Annotated in this window: 20 protein-coding genes and 1 pseudogene; 7 read left to right on the forward strand and 14 right to left on the reverse strand. The window is 40.2% G+C overall.

From position 1 onward, the window contains the following. Positions 1-105: 105 nt before the first annotated feature. A complete protein-coding gene (locus EQM13_RS15950) occupies positions 106-486 on the reverse strand; it encodes a LytR/AlgR family response regulator transcription factor (RefSeq protein ID WP_206172730.1) in 381 nt (126 codons plus the stop codon). Positions 487-518: 32 nt separating this feature from the next. Then, positions 519-701 (reverse strand): annotated as a pseudogene (locus tag EQM13_RS15955) (tyrosine--tRNA ligase); the annotation flags it as partial. Positions 702-1,284: 583 nt separating this feature from the next. Between EQM13_RS15955 and EQM13_RS15960 the strand changes: the two are divergent. From EQM13_RS15960 to EQM13_RS16000, 7 genes are all read left to right on the forward strand, one after another. Next, on the forward strand, positions 1,285-2,184 hold the full coding sequence (locus EQM13_RS15960; RefSeq protein ID WP_128753198.1) for a helix-turn-helix domain-containing protein: 900 nt from the start codon (positions 1,285-1,287) through the stop codon (positions 2,182-2,184). 14 nt (positions 2,185-2,198) lie between these two features. Further along, complete coding sequence (locus EQM13_RS15965) at positions 2,199-2,966, forward strand: ABC transporter ATP-binding protein (protein WP_128753199.1); 768 nt, start codon at positions 2,199-2,201, stop codon at positions 2,964-2,966. A gap of 2 nt (positions 2,967-2,968) precedes the next feature. After that, positions 2,969-3,739, forward strand: coding sequence for an ABC transporter permease (locus EQM13_RS15970; protein ID WP_128753200.1), 771 nt, complete (start codon positions 2,969-2,971; stop codon positions 3,737-3,739). A gap of 48 nt (positions 3,740-3,787) precedes the next feature. Beyond that, a complete protein-coding gene (locus EQM13_RS15975; protein ID WP_128753201.1) occupies positions 3,788-3,976 on the forward strand; it encodes a cysteine-rich KTR domain-containing protein in 189 nt (62 codons plus the stop codon). Between the two features lie 121 nt (positions 3,977-4,097). Beyond that, the gene (locus tag EQM13_RS15980) at positions 4,098-4,793 is read left to right on the forward strand and encodes an ABC transporter ATP-binding protein (protein ID WP_128753202.1); all 696 of its coding nucleotides are present in this window, start codon (positions 4,098-4,100) and stop codon (positions 4,791-4,793) included. Between the two features lie 26 nt (positions 4,794-4,819). After that, positions 4,820-7,141, forward strand: a complete 2,322-nt coding sequence (locus tag EQM13_RS18570) for an ABC transporter permease (RefSeq protein WP_206172731.1) — start codon at positions 4,820-4,822, stop codon at positions 7,139-7,141. 919 nt (positions 7,142-8,060) lie between these two features. After that, positions 8,061-9,704, forward strand: a complete 1,644-nt coding sequence (locus tag EQM13_RS16000; protein WP_128753203.1) for a recombinase family protein — start codon at positions 8,061-8,063, stop codon at positions 9,702-9,704. 140 nt (positions 9,705-9,844) lie between these two features. Here the strand turns inward: EQM13_RS16000 and EQM13_RS16005 are convergent, their stop codons facing one another. From EQM13_RS16005 to istA, 12 genes are all read right to left on the reverse strand, one after another. Continuing rightward, complete coding sequence (locus EQM13_RS16005; protein WP_161567289.1) at positions 9,845-10,258, reverse strand: DUF3795 domain-containing protein; 414 nt, start codon at positions 10,256-10,258, stop codon at positions 9,845-9,847. 8 nt (positions 10,259-10,266) lie between these two features. Further along, on the reverse strand, positions 10,267-10,680 hold the full coding sequence (locus EQM13_RS16010; RefSeq protein ID WP_128753205.1) for a DUF3788 domain-containing protein: 414 nt from the start codon (positions 10,678-10,680) through the stop codon (positions 10,267-10,269). Between the two features lie 534 nt (positions 10,681-11,214). Further along, the gene (locus EQM13_RS16015) at positions 11,215-11,709 is read right to left on the reverse strand and encodes a nucleotidyltransferase domain-containing protein (protein WP_000253894.1); all 495 of its coding nucleotides are present in this window, start codon (positions 11,707-11,709) and stop codon (positions 11,215-11,217) included. 100 nt (positions 11,710-11,809) lie between these two features. Further along, positions 11,810-12,388, reverse strand: coding sequence for a hypothetical protein (locus EQM13_RS16020; protein WP_001286136.1), 579 nt, complete (start codon positions 12,386-12,388; stop codon positions 11,810-11,812). 27 nt (positions 12,389-12,415) lie between these two features. After that, entirely contained in the window at positions 12,416-13,330 is a 915-nt protein-coding gene (locus EQM13_RS16025) for a hypothetical protein (protein WP_000998178.1), read from the reverse strand. A 27-nt stretch (positions 13,331-13,357) separates the two neighbouring features. Beyond that, complete coding sequence (locus EQM13_RS16030) at positions 13,358-14,212, reverse strand: hypothetical protein (protein ID WP_206172732.1); 855 nt, start codon at positions 14,210-14,212, stop codon at positions 13,358-13,360. Positions 14,213-14,253: 41 nt separating this feature from the next. Continuing rightward, complete coding sequence (locus tag EQM13_RS16035) at positions 14,254-14,493, reverse strand: single-stranded DNA-binding protein (protein ID WP_000567890.1); 240 nt, start codon at positions 14,491-14,493, stop codon at positions 14,254-14,256. A gap of 140 nt (positions 14,494-14,633) precedes the next feature. Then, a complete protein-coding gene (locus EQM13_RS16040; RefSeq protein WP_001167590.1) occupies positions 14,634-15,530 on the reverse strand; it encodes a DUF2268 domain-containing protein in 897 nt (298 codons plus the stop codon). After that, the gene (locus EQM13_RS16045) at positions 15,514-16,290 is read right to left on the reverse strand and encodes a MerR family transcriptional regulator (protein WP_000062149.1); all 777 of its coding nucleotides are present in this window, start codon (positions 16,288-16,290) and stop codon (positions 15,514-15,516) included. The genes EQM13_RS16040 and EQM13_RS16045 overlap by 17 nt, the downstream gene beginning before the upstream one ends. 150 nt (positions 16,291-16,440) lie before the next feature. After that, a complete protein-coding gene (locus EQM13_RS16050) occupies positions 16,441-17,025 on the reverse strand; it encodes a recombinase zinc beta ribbon domain-containing protein (protein ID WP_240662953.1) in 585 nt (194 codons plus the stop codon). Positions 17,026-17,224: 199 nt separating this feature from the next. Then, a complete protein-coding gene (locus tag EQM13_RS16055; protein ID WP_128753206.1) occupies positions 17,225-17,911 on the reverse strand; it encodes an ATP-binding protein in 687 nt (228 codons plus the stop codon). After that, entirely contained in the window at positions 17,904-19,376 is a 1,473-nt protein-coding gene (gene istA, locus EQM13_RS16060; RefSeq protein ID WP_128753207.1) for an IS21 family transposase, read from the reverse strand. The genes EQM13_RS16055 and istA overlap by 8 nt, the downstream gene beginning before the upstream one ends. Positions 19,377-19,507: the final 131 nt, after the last annotated feature.

A 19,507-nucleotide genomic window follows, 5' to 3' on the forward strand; every position in this document is an offset into this window, starting at 1 on the left:
TGTACCCGAAAACAGGTATTGCAAAATACCCTGTAAAAGAAACAATAAACGTTTCTGTAAGCATTAAAACCATAAAGGACAAGCCGGAAAAAATGATTTTTTTTGCTAAGGAACCATGATAATTAAGCGACAGGCAGAAGAGCGGTGAGGCATAATAAACCTGCTTTTTGAAAGCTGCTCCATTACAGAATCAACAGTTCCGTAAAAATAAAATGTCCCTTTAAAAGAAATTAGTTTTATCTGCCTGCCCGAACTTTCAAAATAAATTATTTCTTTAACAGGCAATTTATACATCTGATTGTCCGTTTTAAACGAAAATGTCTTATTTTCTTTTTCAAGAAGCATTGTGGCAAGCTTTATATCATTTATTATTTTTTTTCTATCTAAAGGCTTCTGTAAAAAATGCAACGGCTGTACGTCAAAACGTTGCCTGTCATAGCTGCTTTTTGATAAAATATACACTATTTTTGTTATATAATCCTTCAATTCATCTCTTATAAAATGTCCAACCTCTACAACGTCATTCCATAAACCTGTTCCCCGGCTTTTTTCCTCGTCAATTCAACCCCGCCGATTATGTTTGACCACTGGCCGTTTCCGCCGAACTGCATCTTACAGCCGTATTTTTGGTTTAAAATATAAAAGTCATAGGACTGCATCAGCATGTAGCCGAATTCAAAGAATGTGAGCCCCTGCCGCATTATGGACATGACCATTATTTGTATGTAATGGCCTATGTGAAGGCTGTCGGCCGTAGGGTCGAATCCTAAGCAAATACAGAAACTCAATATATTAGAAACAAAAATCACAATTTATTGCGATTTTTTATTATCGATTTATTGCGCAACCTCTAACCTGAAAAACTTAGGTGGAAGCGTCCGAAAGGACGCGCAGCTGCACAATTCTATTGTGCGTTCAGTAGGGATTGGGAAGCCTTCCCCAACAAGCATTTTTTGCAAAATTAACCTCAGGGGAATTGAAGCAAAAAAGCAAGGTGTATACCATTGCCAAGATTATCTTGAATTCGTGATAACCGGTTTTATGGTTCCTGTTTTGTGTTCCCGAGAAGACCATTATAATGAAATTCTTCTGCTCAAAATGCAGACAATGGCTCACTTTACTTGTAAACAACCAAAAGTGAAGGTTATTACAACAAAAAATAGCGGGTATTGCAACTAAAAGTGGCGAAAAAACAACCAATAGTTTCATCATTTTATTGAATTCTGCGTGAAAATAGGTTAAGATAATAGCGTCGACTAAATCAAATAAGAGAGGGTACCCAACATGTTAACATCAATTATGATAGGAAATAAAATTAAAGAAGCTCGAAAAGAGAAAAAATTATCTCAAGCCCAACTTGCGCAACGACTATCCGTCAGCTCACAAGCGGTTGGAAAATGGGAGCGCGGAGAATCGATGCCGGACATCATTACTTTTAACCAGCTCGCGGAAATCCTGGGTGTTGATTTAAACTATTTCTCTGAGAGCTTCCAATCAGCAATCGCCAAAAAAGCGTCTGCTGATTCATCGGTTGAGCAATCAGTCGAACTGCCGCCCGAAAATGAAAATAAAAAGCTCGGTTGGGATATGTCAAGCGAAAATTGGGTGGATGCAGACTTTTCCGGATTAAAAAATCCGCATGGAAAATTTAGCTCTGCCAACATGCAGCGATGTCTTTTTATCGGTTCAGAGATGGCGGGGCTTCTGCTGAAAAGCAACAGTGTAAATAGTTGTGACTTCTCAAACTCCGACATCAGCAGCAGCCGCATTCAGAGTTCGGATATAATAAATAGTAAATTTCGGAACTGTTCATTAAAAGAAGTTGAGTTTTCTGGGAGCCGTATCAAAGGCTGCGATTTCTCTGATGCCGATTTTACGGGAGCGGCCATCAAATCTACTGAACTGTTAAAAAGTATAGTTACTGGTGCAGTCTGGAATAATACCACCTTTTATGCCGCACAGTTTAACGATATTGTTTTTGACGGCACATTTAACGATTGCTCTTTTGAAAACTGCGACTTTGCCAAGCTGACATTCCAAAATGCAGCGCTTATTAACACTTTCTTCAAGGGTAAGAGACTGAAGCGGATTCGGTTTATCGACTGCAAAGCAGACAGAATGACTTACGCCTTTTTGAAAAACGGGAAGGCGGACATGACCGGTATCACGTTATTAACACCATAAGGAGGGAAACGAATATGTCCCAAAATGAGATAGCCATCTCTGTACAAGGGCTTAAAAAATCCTATAAAAGTACGCCTGTGTTGACAGGAGTAGATTTTCAGGTAAGAACAGGCAGTATTTTCGCCCTGCTCGGCTCCAACGGCGCGGGCAAGACAACGATTGTTAGAATCCTTACCACACTGCTCAAACCGAATGGAGGGACAGCTACCGTCAACGGCTTCGACGTTACATCAAAACCCGACTATGTGCGGCAGTCAATCAGCCTGACCGGTCAGTTTGCCGCCGTGGACGAGATATTAACCGGGCGGGAAAATTTGATCATGATTGCCAAACTGAGGCACCTCAAAAATCCGCGTCAGGTCGCGGATGACTTATTAAAGCGTTTTGGCCTGCCCGATGCTGCTGACCGAAGGGTTTCTACCTATTCGGGCGGTATGCGCCGCAGGCTCGACATCGCTATGAGCCTTATTGGAAAACCGCAGCTTATCTTCCTCGACGAACCAACCACTGGACTCGACCCCGAGGCCCGCATCGAGGTTTGGAAGATAGTCAAAGAGCTTGCCGACAGCGGAACGACGGTATTCCTGACTACACAATATTTGGAGGAAGCGGAACAGCTTGCCGATCAAATTGCGATTCTACATGAGGGTAAGATTATCGCTAACGGAACGCTCGCAGAGCTTAAAAGTTTGTTTCCACCCGCAAAAGTTGAGTATGTTGAAAAACAGCCGACGCTCGAGGAGATATTCCTCGCAATTATCGGCAAGAAGGAGGAAAAGTAACGATGAAAAAGTACTTTTTCAGCGACATGGGCGTCATGCTTGAACGCTCCATGCGCCATATTACCCGCAGTATGGACACCATTATCACGGTCACTATCGTACCGATCATGATGATGCTGTTGTTCGTCTACGTATACGGCGGTGCGATAAAAACGAGTTTGGGCGTAAATGTGAATTATGTGAATTATATGCTGCCGGGTGTGTTGCTGATGGCTATTGCAAGCGGCATAACCTATACGGCCGTGCGTCTGTTTTACGATGTACAGGGAGGTATATTCGAGCGGTTCCACTCCATGCCGATTGCACGTTCCTCCATGCTGTGGGGGCATGTGCTAACCTCACTTATATCAAATGCGATTTCAGTTGTTGTCATCATTTTTGTTGCATTGCTGATTGGCTTTCGCCCGTCGGCGGGGGTGATGTCATGGCTTGCCGTGACCGGGATACTCGCGTTGTTCACGCTGGCCCTGACATGGGTTGCGGTGATTCCCGGACTGACTGCAAAATCGGCAGACGGCGCGACCGCATTCGCTTATCCGATCATTTTCCTACCGTTTGTCAGCTCCGCTTTTTCCTCGACCGCAACAATGCCTGCCCCCGTCCGCGCGTTTGCCGAGAATCAGCCCGCATCATCAATAATTGAAACTGTGCGCTCGTTGCTGAACTCCGAGCCTGTCGGCAATAATATTTGGGTCGCGCTTGCATGGTGCGTCGGAATTATGCTCGTAGCTTATATTTTTGCAATGCGCGCATACAAACGAAAAGCGGCTTAATGTGTGCTGGTATTCGTTTGGTATGGTTGTTAAGGAGGGGATGGTACGGTGTGCAAGAGCGAGTGGATATTATGCCCGGTCTGTGGCAACAAAACACGGGTCAAGATACGTGAAGATACAGTGCTTGAAAACTTCCCGCTATTTTGTCCCAAGTGTAAACAGGAAACGATAATCAGTGTAAATCATCTGAATTTGTCAGTTATCAAAGAGCCGGACGCTAAGACGCAGAGCCGATAACCGTGAGTGGAATCACAGTTGTCGGCTCTTTCTTTTATGATGCGCTGGATGAATTTATATATTGACTTTACGGCAGAAATGACTGCAGACATGGAACTAATAAAAAAATGAGGTGTTAAATATGTTTTTATCAGTATCAAACCTTACAAAAAGTTATCATACGGGGATTGTTACCCATGTGCTCAAAGATGTGGACCTGAAGATGGAAAGAGGACAAATCGGCGTAATATTAGGCCCCTCCGGTTCGGGTAAATCCACGCTAATGAACATTATAGGCGGCGTAGACCGGGCGGACGGCGGCACGGTCGAAGTGGGCGGCGAGCATATTACGGACTTCAATGACAATCAACTGGTAGAATACCGTCGAGAGCGCGTGGGTTTCGTATTTCAGTTCTACAACCTTATGCCAAACCTTATGGTAGCTGAAAACATTGAAGTTGTATCGAACATCAGTAAAAAACCACTTAAAACAGATGAAGTGCTTTCTGCTGTCGGTCTTTCCGATAAAAAGAACCGTTTCCCTCGGGAACTCTCCGGTGGCGAGCAGCAGCGCGTGTCAATCGCACGGGCCATCGTCAAAAACCCCAAGCTCCTGCTCTGCGATGAGCCCACCGGAGCGTTGGACCTCGAGACCTCCCGGGGCGTGCTGTCACTGCTCCAGAAAGTAAACGCGCAGTTCGGCACGACCATCCTGATGATTACCCACAACGTCGCCATCGCCGGCATGGCGCACGTCGTGTTCCGGCTGAGAAGCGGCGAGGTTGAGGAAGCCGCGCACAATTCCGAAATTATCCCGGCGGAAAGGATTGAATGGTAATGGTGCTGCGAAAACGCGTATGGCGTATGATCAAGAAAAACAAGGGCCGATATATCGGCATCGTGATTCTGATTCTTGTAGGCAGCTTATATTTCACCGCGGCTACGGGCATATCAACTACCCTCGAAAACATGGTCGTCGGGTTTGCGGAAGAATACAGGCAGGAAGACCTGACTTTTTCCACTGACAAGCCCATTCAGGACATTGCGGCTCTGGAGGAAGAATCCGGTGCGCTGATAGAAGCTTACCGGCAATACGACGTAAAATTGCCTAACGGGGAACTGCGTCTTCTCAGCCCTGGCACGAAGGTCAATATCCCTGCGGTAACATCAGGACGCGGCCTTGAAAATCCGGGGGATATTCTGCTTGATCCGCACTTTTGCCAGACACAGGGCCTCACGATCGGCGGTCAGATTGAGTTGAACGGCAAAACCTTTCGTATCGTAGGTACAATGGCCGTGCCCAATTACGTTTATATCATCAAGAATCTTCGCGATGTGCTGCCGACCAGCGGCTTTGGCATCGGGATCGTTTCCGGCGCGGATCTTTCGGCGTTCCCGGAGGCATCCAACGAGGCGGTTACGGTCTATGGAGCGCGTTTTCAGGACAGGAAAAACATTGATGCGCAGACGACAAAACTGCACGGGCTTTTAAGCCAAAAAGGGTATTCCCTTTCCGAGTGGCTGGACTCCGAGAATAACAAGCGCGTCAGCATGCCCTGGGGAAACATTTCCAGCATGAAGTCCATGAGCTTTCCCGTAGCGACAGCTTTTTTCCTTCTGAGTTGCCTGATTGTAGGTGTGATGATTATGCGCACGGTAAAATCCGACGGAGTAGTCATCGGAACGCTGTACGCGCAGGGCTACCGCCGCCGTGAACTGACCCGGCATTATATGACAATTCCCGTGCTGCTGTCCGCGGTGGGAGGTCTTGCCGGCACACTGCTTGCGCTGCCGTGTGTAAGGCCTGTTGTTAATTCTATGTTGGCTTCCTATATCCTGCCTGATAAAGGCAATACCTTCTCTCCATTAAACCTGGCGCTTGCCGTGCTGGTGCCGGTGGCTTTGATCGGCCTGTCGAGTTTTCTTGCGATACGCAGAATCCTCAGGAAAACCGCCGTCGATCTGATGAAAGGCGATGAGCAAAAAGCAAAGGTGAATTTTATTGAACGCGCACTCCGGCTGGATCGTCTTCAATTCAACACCAAATTCCGAATACGCGAGCAGGTACGAAGCATCCCGCGTCTGCTGTTCTTAGTGCTGGGCGTGAGCGCAGCGTCTATGATATTGCTGTTTGGTTTCACCTACAACTACTCAATGGATGTGGTAATGGACAAAGGGTCGATCACAAGGTACCAGTATCCCCTGGAGTATAATTTCAAAGAAATACAGAATTTGCAGGAGAGGGCCGTCCCGAAAGGGGCGGAACCGTACAACGCGCTTCGCTGTTACCCCGAAGGTCGGGAATCGGTCGAGTTTTATCTGGTGGGTATGGAGCCGGATTCCATCGGCTTCAAAGTGAACGACATGCAGGGAAACGCGCTGTCCAGGGACCAGGTCAATATCTCGTCTCCGCTGGCCAGCCGGCTGAAGCTTACGGAAGGGGACACGATCCGTTTCGTAAACAAGCTGGACGGAAAATCCTACAGCCTGGCAATCGACGGGATCGTCGAAGCCTACGGCGAGCAATTTGTTTATATGCCCTTTGATGAGTTCAACCGCATGACCGGTCAGCCTGTCGGAAGCTACAGCACCGTGCTCAGCAGCCATGAGATCGATTTTGACGAAAGCCTGCTTTCCGGCGTGATGGACGCGCGGAATCCCGAGGCGTATGAAGACCTAAACGCGCTTACGACGCTGATCGTCACGTCCGTAACAGCCCTGGCCGTATTGATCGCGGTCATTATTCTTTTCCTCGTGACGTCGCTGATGATCGACGAGAACCGGAACACCATCTCTCTGCTCAAGATATTCGGCTATCGCGGGAAAGAGGTGACGAATCTGATTCTGAACAGTTCCACCCCGGCGGTGTTTGTCGGCTTCTGGCTTGGGCTGCCGTTCATGCTGGCCTTCGGGAATGTCCTGTATGGTTACGTCGCGGAGATCACCAATATGCTGATACCCATGACGGTGAACCCGCTGTATGTCCTGATCAGCTTTGCATTAATCTTTGCGGTGTATGAGATCACCAAGCGGCTGTGCGGAAGAAAGCTCGCGAAAATATCCATGAGTGAGGCGCTGAGTGAATTACTTGGCCGCAGCCAATACACGCCGACAAATCTAAAGAAAAGTTACCACTTTTTTGTTCCAAGTATAAACAGGCAACGAAAATCAATGTATAACAACTGAATATGTCAGTTATCAAAGAGCCAGACGTTAAGACGCAGAGCCGATAACATGTGAGATCGCTCACAGTTACCGGCTCTTTCTTTATACTGACCGGACGTAATTACTGATATTTTGCAACGTATTCAAAACCGTTGCTTGGGCGACAAGGTGATTTATGTCTATTCAATGGCGGTTTTGAAATAGAAGTCAAAGCCGCCGTTTTCCTTGTCAAAAAGGAGTTTATGGAGGATACGATAAGTGCTCCTTTGTTATCCCTCACTTAATAGCGGCGGCTTTGGGATAGGAGGCTTTTTCATGTACTCGAAGTCGCTGTTTTTTGTGCGTGGGGGGCCGACACCTTTCGCGTAATTTCGTGTAAAGGTGTTTTTTGTGACTTCGAGGCTAAATATCATATCTGCTCCGGTTGCCGCTCACCGCCTGCCTCTGTTTCGATCTGCCACAAACCCCAAAAATCGAAATGGATGAAAGACAAATGGCAAAGATCAATCTGCGGGATTACTACCCGTTTTACAATGCTGACCTTTTTATTGACACACCCAATGAAGTGGCGGCTGTCTTATCGGAAGCCGAACGACTGGAACGAAACTATGGGTGTCAAACCGGTGGACGTCGCTCCATTTTCCGGAACATACTGTACAAGCGGTTTTAAAGCTACGATGCCGTGGCAACTCACCATACCCCCTTTTGTTGGGGGTATGGCAAATGCGACAAACTTTTCATAAAGAAAACAACTGCTTATAATTTATATAAGCAATACACTTGGAGGTGATTGCGAATGGAAAATATGCAAAGACGAAGGCATATCAGGATTTTATAAATGTACTTTCGCAGACTGTCAAAAAACATGGTGCAGAAGTTTTGGCTGAGATAAATTGTGCCAAGTAAAAATGTTTTCCAATAATTTATTGGAGGTATGGCTATGAATAGGAGCGGAAGAAAATGTGTGCTTTATCCTTGCGTTAGTACCGAAATGCAGGTTGATGGTTTCAGCTTGGACGGGCAGAAAAACAGCTTAAAGCGTTTTGCGGACAGGGAAGAAATGGAGATTGTAGACATTCACGAAGATCCCGGTAAATCCATAAAGGGCAGACCCGCCTTTAAACAAATGCTCTGTGATATTGAAAATGGCTTGGATATTGATTATATTTTAGTCTATAAGCTCCCCCGCTTTGGCAGAAACGCAGCCGATATTTTGAATTCCTTGGAACACGTTCAATCCTTTGGTGTGAACTTAATTTGCATTGAGGAAGAAATCGATTCCTCACAAACAAGCGGAAAGCTCTTAATCTCCGTGTTATCTGCCGTTGCTAAAATAGAGCGTGAAAATATCATTGAGCAGACAATGAACGGACGAAAAGAAAAAGCCCGTCAAGGCGGCTGGGACGGCGGGTCTGCTCCCTATGGTTACTACCTCAAAGACAAGCAGCTCTATATTCAAGAAGATGAAGCCGAAGCGGTACGCATTATCTTTGACAAATATGTGAATGGTAATATGGGGTTTTATAAAATTGCCAATTACCTTAATTTGCAGGGTATCCAAAAAATCAAATGTGCCAATGGTGCTCTCGCTGGGTGGAGTACGCATTTTGTCAGAATGATAATCGACAATCCTGTGTACTCTGGAAAGATCGCCTTTGGCAGACGAACGAGAGAAAAGGTCAAAGGCACGAAAAATGAGTACATTATCACAGATGATCAGCACGATGCTATTATATGTGAGGAACTATGGAACCAGGCACATGAAAAGCGAGAAATAGCAGGCATAAAATCCCCATCTAAAATTGGCCGGGACAGGGCACACTTATTAAGCGGCATTCTAAAATGCCCGAAATACGGTGGCCCGATGTACACCAACAAACACGCTTGGACAAACAAGGACAGTACATATAAAGAAATTTACTATTATATGTTCAGTAAAGCTCGGATAGCGCGGGGAAAAAACTGTGACTATAAGTCTATGCTCAAAAAAACCGATATTGAACCGCTTGTCATTGAGGCAATCAGAGAACTGATTAAAAATCAGGATTTTGTAACCGAAATCAAATCAAGGATAGGCAAGGAAATTGACACTTCCACCTTAAACAGAGAACCGAGCAATTATGAATCCAAGCTGCGTGAGGTCGAGCTTAATAAAACTTGTCTTGAAAATGAAATTGACAGCCTGCCGGAAGACACTCGTTTTAGGGAACGTAAGCTCCATGATATGACCTTCCGGCTTGATGGATTATATGACATCATCGTAGAACTGGAAGAAAAAATTGAGGACGTTAAGCTGCGCCGCAAAGCCGTGGAGCAAGATGCCATCACACCGGAAAACATCTACACCCTGTTGGCAAACTTTAATAATGTGTATGATAAAATCAGCGATGAAGAGAAAAAATCTCTGATTTCTTCGCTAATCAAAGAAATAGAGATTTTCCCATGTGACAAGGCTGAACTGCCTTTGAAGTCTATTTTATTCAATTTTCCTGCTTATAAAGACGGTGGAGATGTTTGTGGGTTTTTGTGGGACAAAAGTACGCACGTCTCAACGTGCCTTGAGAGGATAATAATGATGTCGTAGAAAGATAGTAGTCCCTTGGTGACAGGGTATAATTCCAAATAGAAGCTCCAATATACATTTTGAAAACATGAAATAATAGGCTTTATTAACTTATCAATACTTTGTCTAGCCCATGATATCAATCTTTTCTACTAGTATAATTAATCTTTATTATTTCTCCTATATTCATCAATTCTAGTCTTATTATCATATGCAAGTAAATACTCATTATATTGAGAAACATCATAATCAGCCTTTAATATTTTTTGTACTTCTTTTGCAGATAATCCCTTTCTTTTATTAAATTTATCACAGGGATAGTTGGAACATTCTCCACAATGAGAAAATTCTTCATTAATATCACATTTCCTTACGGGGCATTCAGTATCTATAAGTTTTGCTTCCGCTTTCTGGCATTTACAACCATCACAGTAAATATTTTCAGGTGGAATATCAAGGTCATAACAGCTCTTCCACATTTCAGAAAGTCCTTTTCGCTGGTCATTCTTTAATATATTAGGTGAATACGCTTTACATAAATCACAACAATAACCGCATTTACTTAGATTAGTCACATTCATCCCTACTTTCTATTAGGTTTTTTCTTTATTAAAATAAGCTTTTTAATATCTTCAATAGATAAATCACTATTATAATCTAAATATAACCATTTCCCATCATGATATTGGTGTGTATTATCATAAAAATCTTTTATGTACTGAGTGAACTCTTGTCTTGAATCTTCAAATTTTTCCCGTTCTGCTTTTCCAAATATTATTAAAATCCGTATACCTAGTTCTCGTGGGTATAGCGCGCAAAGGGTTTTACCACCTTTACGATATTTGAGTTCGTAAATACCTGTTTTCCCCCCTTTGTTCCACATAGACTCAACATTGTAATTTTTCTCAATAAAACTATTAATTTCAGACCATGCTTTGAATTTCTCTCCACCCATAATTTGTTGTAGTTCTTCTTCCATCGGTATTTTTTCTAACATTTCAATATACCTCCTTATCTATATCTATTTTATCAAGTTGAATATGACAGCAGTATGTCATGTTTGATATAAAAAGTTAAACATACCATACAATTTAAAGTTCTATCATCCTTACTTATGTACATCATATTATATAATTCATCTGCTAATCTCTCAACTGATAATTCTATCTTTTAAGCTCTATTTTCCAAACTTTCTTCTAAGATAACTCAAATTATTCTATGTCATCTATATTTTACCCTGTTTTTAAGGGTCGAAAAATGGTGTTTTTTTGCCGTTTTTCGACCCAAATCTCACCACAAAACCACTATATGTTGTGGTCAAACCCTATTACTTTTTGTCCAAACCACAATACGTCATCAGAATTGCTGCTTCAACGTGGCTCGAGAGGATAGAATGAATGTCATTTGAGTATGTCCGTTCTCGGAAACATATCCACTGCATTTTTGACACTATCGGTAGACGGGAACATATCGACTACATTAGCTTAGTTAAATTGAACGTGCTCTTCAGCTTAAAATTGGAATCCGTTTGTTACTTGTATTCACTCGGAACAGGAATATTAAATCTCTCGCACAATAGTTTTACATCATGCATATCATTTTCATCATGCTCATAGCCTAGATGAAATAACACTTGATTTTCAGCATCAATACATCTGACCATTTTATCGCCTATTTTCCCAATACCACTAAATACTTTTGGAGGATATGCTTCTCCTTCAAAAACAATGTATCCTTGTTCGTTGAACTTAAATATATGAAGGTCAATTATCCTACCTTTAGTATCCTTCCAAACCGTGTGAGATGTGGTGGTATATGCTTCTGTAACTTCAACAAAACCTTTTTCTTTTAATATCTCAACAAACTTTTTACTATTACTTTCCTCCACAAATAAATCAATGTCGTTGTGTGCTCTTGTTTCTTCTTCTAATAATGCATCTACTCCCCAACCTCCATCAATCCATATGTTAATTCCATTTTCTTCAGCGTATGTTATTATCTCAATGGCGTCAGTTTTACTTACCATGTAATCCCTCCGTTCAAATTTCTATCTAATTTCATAACATCCAGAAAAGTAGCCATGCTAAATTCCTCCCAGGTAATACTGTTAATTCACATAATCTAACTTAATAGCGCCTTTTCATATCCTCTTCGTAGGCGGCTAGAATACGCTGATATTCTTTTGGGTCATCATTCTCACAGTCCAGTTTTATCACTCGATCCACAATAGGGTCTAAAGAATCAGGGTTGTACCAAGGCTCCTTAATTGTAAGATATATGATTTTTTTGGTTTTTTGACGTTCAGCCATTTCTTTTAACATCTGAATTTCTTTTTCATTTTTTGTTACACTTTGAATCGGCCATATAATCATAAAGTCAAATTCATAATTATCGTATTTTTCACTATTGCCTTTAGTGGTTAGATTATCAAAGAAGATTGTAAGATTGGATAATTTCATTCCTTGCCCATATTTCTTCGGTACGTTAACTTTATAAAGTTCCGCCCATCGAAAAAAATTATCCATTCCATCTTTTGTTGTATGAATTAAATTAATTAGTCCTTTCAAGTTCCCTTGAGAATTCAAAGCTTTAAGAAGAGCCTGATGCTTTTCCTTGTCAGCAATACCTCGTAGTAATAATGTTTTTTCTGTTTCATTGTTCAAGAAATCAATAATCTGATCATATGCATTTTTTACGTCGGACATATTATTCACCCCTTCATTCAAAAATCACTATTTGTTTTTTGAATATACCCAAAATAAAATGCTATCTGTTAGTCTCAAACAAAACAGTGCATCTTCAATTGTTGGCGATTCAATAGTATTCTCATTCCTATGAGTCCCGTAATCAGACATCATAGAGTAAATCATATAAATTGTTTTGGTCTTTGTCAGCTTTCCATCTTTATTTTCGTTAAAAAAATCTGCTAAATCTTCTTTTTTTAGATCTGATTTAAGAGCCCTATCTAAGTCGGCGACCGTTGCAGTTGCACTGTCTCCGCTAGTGTTAAATACACCTCTCATCCACTTTGCGAAATTTTCAGTCCCTTTATATTTTGAAAATATACTTACGATACTTGTCCTACATGATTCAATACAAGCTCCTGAATGACCTTGTGTATAAGCATCAATTGCCGATTTGTAAGCATCATATACTTCTTTGTGGTTACTTTTTATCCATGATTCAACAGAAAACATCTCACTTACTCTGGCAAAATCACTTTCCATGCAAGCAGAAACTTTAACTTTATCAAATTCAATGGTTATACTTAACCCTAAAATCTCGTATAGTTTAGCTAGTTCTTCAAAGTCTTCATCGCTTTCTTCAGAAATATATCTTACATTGAAAGATTTAGTTATTTCTTTTAGCAGATTGATGATATCCTCATGCCTGTTTTCCTTATATAAATCCGAGAAAATACTATCTAAACCTAGAAACACATCGTATTCCTCGTTATTATTCTCAAATTTGTGTGCATAGCCTTGATTGTAGAAATAAGGTACTAGGTAGTCTATATATTTTTCGTAAAGGTCATTAAGCCCCAAGCATTTTAATCTGGCCTTAAATTCTGAATTTTTCTTTATAAAAAATCCTGGTCTGCTAACAATCTCTGCAATTTTTGAAAGAATTATTTCTTTATCATTCATTTTTTCACCCCATCTATGTTCATAAATCTATTGCTTTTTCAAAGCAGATAAAACCATCTCCAAATACTCCTGCCAATAATCACTATCGCCTTCTATGTCGTAAAGCCAATAATACATTAACAGTATTTCAAATTCTTGCTTTCTTCCTTTTGTGAAGGATTTTTTCGGCATCTTTCTATATAGTGAATCAAGGTTAAAGAGATTACTTTTCTGCTTATAATCGTAGTCGTACTTCCTCCAAGTATATTGACTCTTCTTTCTATGCGTTGATGGCCAAAGATCCTCGTTGTCATAAAAACTACTTATCCAACCATAGGCAAAGGCAAGAATATTAACCTGATACTTTGCCCAGGCTTTATCGATCCAATCAGTTATTTCTTCTGTTATTGATGGTATTCCGAAATTAAACCTTTGTTCGCTTTCTACCCTATGATAGTCTTTTATAAAAATAAAAAGCATCTCTGTTTGGTCCTTAAGAAACGGCAACTTTTTAATGAGCTGCGAATAGCAATCATAGGAAGCATTTCTAAATTCACTATCAGTACTATACAGAAAGAAAAACTCATTCGCCTTCATAATATTTCCAATGTGTTTGTGTATTTGCTTTCCGTATTCATTGTAAATACCAACAACCCATTCTCGAACTTCAGGGTCATACTCCCTAAGCTGCTTCCGATACTTATCTAGCTTTTGATCATGGAGTACCGTTTTTTCTTCGGCCTCGGTAATATTCAAATAATTACTAAAATACTCGAATACATAATCAACGCAAATTCTCATATTTTGTGTACGGGCATCAATGTCAAATTCATTGAGCTTATCCTCTTTTTTTCTGCGTGCAATGTATTCCTCTATACTTAGCATGTATTCACCGCCTTTCATATATGATTTTTCTATTCATTAATGAGATTTATAAAAACTCATTACAAATTAATCTTTTTGTATCTTTGCTGATTTGAAGAAGTCTTTTCAATAGCCTTTAAATTATCATTCATTTTACTAACCCGATTAAGAAATAAAGTTCCAAGCAAAAGCCGGTCCTTTCTTGGTATCCTGTTCCATACGTAACCCTTAAACAGATCCTTAACTAGAAAGACTTCACCTTCATTCAACTTTTCAGTTTCTCTGATAGCTTGTTCTAGTAACTCGTTAACATCAATCATCTTGTCCTCTCCTTATCAATAATAATATCAACAACATTGTTAATAATATTATATACACACTACTAACTTTTTTCAATTACAAAATAAAAACCGCCAACCAAAAGAATTTATCTCCTGATTAACGGTCACAAATGAGTTATTTATTTTGTAAATAGTTCGCAATTGTATAATATTTCCTTTGTATCAAGTAAGGTAGCTTCTTCTATTCCTACATTATTGACTTTCATAAAGGATTGTACCGCTTGGTAACCCACTGCATAACCAGCAAATGGTGATAAGCCAACAGGTTGATAGCCCTGTTCTTTTGCAATAGTGTCACCAAACATATAACTACTAACCTCAGCAAATCCTTTAACATCTAGTGACTCCTTTATTATCTCTGTTGAATATTCCAAGTCCTCTTTGTCAAAAGAAGTAACCCAAGGTCCTAAAAATTCATCACCATACAGTTCTCTTGCAAAAGACTCTGCCAACCCCTCTATAATTAAGTAATCACCAACAGTAACGTTCCCATGATCCCAATCAAAATATGAAAAACGGATATTATGATGAAATTCATGTGCAATTACAGCAGGTATCTTCGGAATATTATAGGAATTAGGATAAATAGATACTTGAATAAAACCTGGGATTCCACCGAACCCACAATATCCCTTTTGCAATTCGAGCTTTTTTGGATCAGCTATATACATTCCAAATTTTAACTCATCGGCATTTATTTTCAGATTATTTTTTTGAATAAAATTAACACAGATCTTCAAAGTGTCATAGGCAGTTTGAAGAGCTTGAATTTCTTTTAGCATCTCTAACGCAATCTTTCCAGTTTCGGTATTTGATATATCAAGGTAACCAAGCATTTTTGTAGCCATTATTACGTCATATCCATTAGGTTGATTTGCCTTTAATGGAACGTTAATGATATTCCACATTTTTTCAAAGGGCTTCATCATTGAATATCGATAGAAGTCTTCTCTCTCTTCTTCCATACTAAATAATTTTTCATATTGTTTAATTGTATCTTCAATTACTATTTGCATTGCTACCACCTTTCTTCTTTTGATTTACTGAAAAAATTTTCATTGCCTCACTCATAAACTTGGCCAATCCTTCACTATACTGATCAATGTTTTGTGTAAAGCGTTCATCTTCAATATAGAGTTGGCCTAATCCTTGGAAGGCATCAAGAGAATACTTACCAAAATTCTTATTTAAAAAGTCATACCATTCTTTAATCGTTTTTTGTACTTCTTGCGAGTTAGGAGAATAATTGCGAAGTTGTACAAGTTTATTGAAAATCACATCCCAATTTTGAGATAAATCTTGTTGTTCATCTATAGCCATGTCTCTTAATTTTGCGCTTATCTCATCAACAGGTTGATCCCCCCAACGCATGCGAGCCTCTTGTTCATACTGGTTGAGTCTAAAGTTAATACCCTCAAACCTTTCTTCGTTCGACATTTTAATTTCTCCCATCGTGTGTTTAATCGTTTTATCAATGGTTTCAATCATTTTATCGACTCTATTTCGTTTCTCAATTAACATTTTCCGTTGTAAGATTAACGCTTCCTGTTGATTAAATGAAGGGCTATTGATAATCGTTTTAATCTCCTTCAAGGAGAAATCAAGCTCTCTGAAAAATAAAATTTGCTGTAATTTTTCAAGATCCTCTTCAGAATAAAGCCGATAGCCAGAATAGGTGGTTTCTTTTGGAGTTAATAACCCAATCTGATCATAATGATGAAGTGTACGAACACTAACACCAACCAATTCAGCTACTTCTTTTACTTTCATACTCATGTCTTATATGCACCTCCTTCAGTTGTCATTATAAAGTATCACGTAACGTAAGGGTCAATAGTTAAATGAGGTAATTCAAACCCTGATCTTGCAGAAAAACCACCAACCAAGAGAATGATTTATCTCCTGACTGACGGTCAGCCACTAATGTTATATTTCTATGCCTATCTCAATCCCAGACTTGAATTCAACGGTGAGCTTATCTTCATATATCGTTACTTTCTCAATAAGTCGCCTTACTAACTGTTCATCATACTCCTCCAATTCGCAGGATTGTTCATTCAAGAAATCAGTCATATCAGCGATTCGTTGCCTTTTCCCTTCTCGCTCTGCATTCTCTACAAGTGCATTTTGCTTCAATTCACGAAGGTGGTAAATTTCATCAGCCATATCTTCATAGTCATTCTTGGACTTTGCTTGTATAAGAAGCCGTTGTTGTAATTTTTCCAATTTTCTATCAATATTATCTGTGGCATTATCATTTTCTTCATTAAGTACGGTGGCTATGTTTTTCTGTAACGTTGAGAGGAAGGGCTTTTTGTTAGCCAAAAGTTCGTTAATAGCCTTGACCACTGCTGTCTGTAATGTTTCCTCGTTTATGGTAGGAGCCGTACATTCAGACCCTTTTTCCTCCAAACGGCTGACGCATCTCCAAACAATAGACTTGTAGCCTCGGTTATTCCAATGTACCCGTCGGTAAATATCACCGCACTGTTTGAAACCGCGAATTTTCACGCGTTACCCCACGCCCGTTTCCTGTGCAAAAAGTTGTAGAGATTTAGACCCCCCTACCACAGAAACTGCAGAAAATCTCAAAAGTTAAGTAGTTCTTTAGTTTTCGTGAGATTTTTTGCATCTATATAAAACCGTTAATCGGCATAGTTTTCAAATTTGAGTATTATCACTTTTTTAGAAAAGAGGTGAGTGTTTTAATTTATCTGTCAGTCAAGCGAATGATCTGACAATTAGCTGTTATTCTATCTAACAGAGTCTGACAAAGATGTTTGTCTTCCACTGCATCTAACCATGCAGATATTTCACGATTGGTAATAAAAATCATACTTCTTGTTTCATTAAGAAAAGTAACTGCTCGATAAAAAGCCTGCAGCTCTGACCTGGTTGGTTCTAGATAAAATACATCATCAATAATAATCAGGTTGCACTCCCTCATATAGGAGAAGGTTGCTCTTGCTTTTGGGTTTATATCTTTGTTCTCTACAATAGATATAAAAGTGTCAATGGATGCATAGTAGGTTTTATGTCCATTGTCGATCACTGTTTCTCCAAGATGAACTGCAAGACTAGTTTTGCCTGTCCCGCATTTACCAAGCAGAATAACGTTTTGTTCTTCATTGAGCCACGTCAAATGGGATAATTGTTTTATCTGCCATTCCAAACCTTTGTTTAAATTCGATAATTCAAATACCTTGTTGGGAAGTTTGCTTGCCCTTCTTAGTTTGGTCTGTTTTTGCCTGGCTCGTATCTCTAGTTCTTTATGTAATATCATCTGGAGATAATCTAGGTTGGACAGCTTCTCATCATTCAAATCAATATATCCCCTGGCAATATTCCATAGATTTAGCTTCTTAGCCAACTCGCGGATTTCAGTTATATCAGCCATCGATTTCCCTCCTTATCTCCTTGCTACGTGTCAGATGATTGAAATACTGCTGATTTGGTAAGAACTTCTTTGCTATGTGCTCACCATACTTATACATTATGTAAGCCACAAGTTCATAGGCATTACAGCGTTCAGTCTCAATGCAGTATCTTATCCCATCAAGCATTTGCTCCATCGAATAGAACTTCGTCATGCGATTTAAGCGAATGCAATGGCTATTAAAATATTTTGGTTGTTCCTGTTCCATCCGCCGTATAAATTCCTGAGCGATTTCATGCTCTGCAAAATATTGTTTTATAATAGCATGAGAAACCCTGTTTCTGTTGTTTTTTTCCTCAGTTTTGAATATCTGTCCAGTATCTTCTGTTACTGGATACTTAGCTAATAATTCATTAGTATCAGTATCATAAAATAGAAGTATTTCACCATCATCCTCAATACGTATACGTTGATGTGCACCCATCATACCTACATCAATCTGATAACGATTCCCTTTATAACTGACCACTCCATTGGAATCAAAGGATGCCACAGTACTTGATGCCTCTGAATATGGTTTGACATGAATCAGCTGTTTTTGTTCTTCAATAAACATTTCTCGTGGCACTTTTCTAGTCACAGTATGAACTCTCCCGTTGCCTTCTCTATCCAACCATGCAAGAGCTGCACTGTTGAGACTGTCAATTCCGGTATATACCCTCCCCTCTAGAAAACTTTGCTTGACATATCCAATTACCTCTTCTACCTTGCCTTTACTCTGAGGATCTCTAGGCCTGCATAACGAAACACTGTAGCCAATACGCTTAACATATTCTTCAAAGGCCGGTACGAATATGATATTCCCTAGATTTTCGCTAACTACATAGACCCGATCAAGATCATATAGAATTGTCTGAGGCCTTCCTCCAAAGTACTGGAAAGCATAATTGTGAGCTTTTATAGCTGTTTTGGTTGTGAAGGGATCCGGTGAAAAGTAAACAAATTTCATTCTGCTATAACTCAGAACCATACAATAGAAATATACCCTCACAATTCGTCCATACATATCTTTAAGTTTGTACTGACCAAAATCAGCCTGCGCTTCATATCCTGGTGGCGAGACTTCACGTGGTGAGATTTTCCGCTTACTGGTATGCTGATACCCGTGCTGTTCCCTTAAAGCTTTCATGTAGCGATAGAAAGTAGCTCGTTTAACTTGTAAATCAGGAAAGGCTTCAATTAATTTGAGATAAATATTGGTGTCCCTGATCTGCGGACATAATTTCAATTGTTCTAATATGTACTGCCGGTAATTATCCATATGATACTTTTCCTGCTCAGCTTCCCTGGCATAATCCTCTTTGCTCATATTCCAGTATTTACTGACAGAAGTATAGGTGATCCCCATCGCTTTAGCAGTTTTGGTCTGGGCGAGTCCAAGTGCTTTATATTCCTGGATTTTTTGATATTGCTCTATACCAATCATGTTTTTCCTCCTTTAGTTTGTTATTAAAGCTAGAATACATGTACCAACGCAAGCATAGGCATCACCTCCTTAACATAATTTATAATAGGCGTTTGCGAAACGCCAAAACCCGTATAAATACGGGAATTTTT

The organism is Acidilutibacter cellobiosedens, from assembly GCF_004103715.1.
Classification (GTDB): Bacteria; Bacillota; Clostridia; order Tissierellales; family Acidilutibacteraceae; genus Acidilutibacter; species Acidilutibacter cellobiosedens.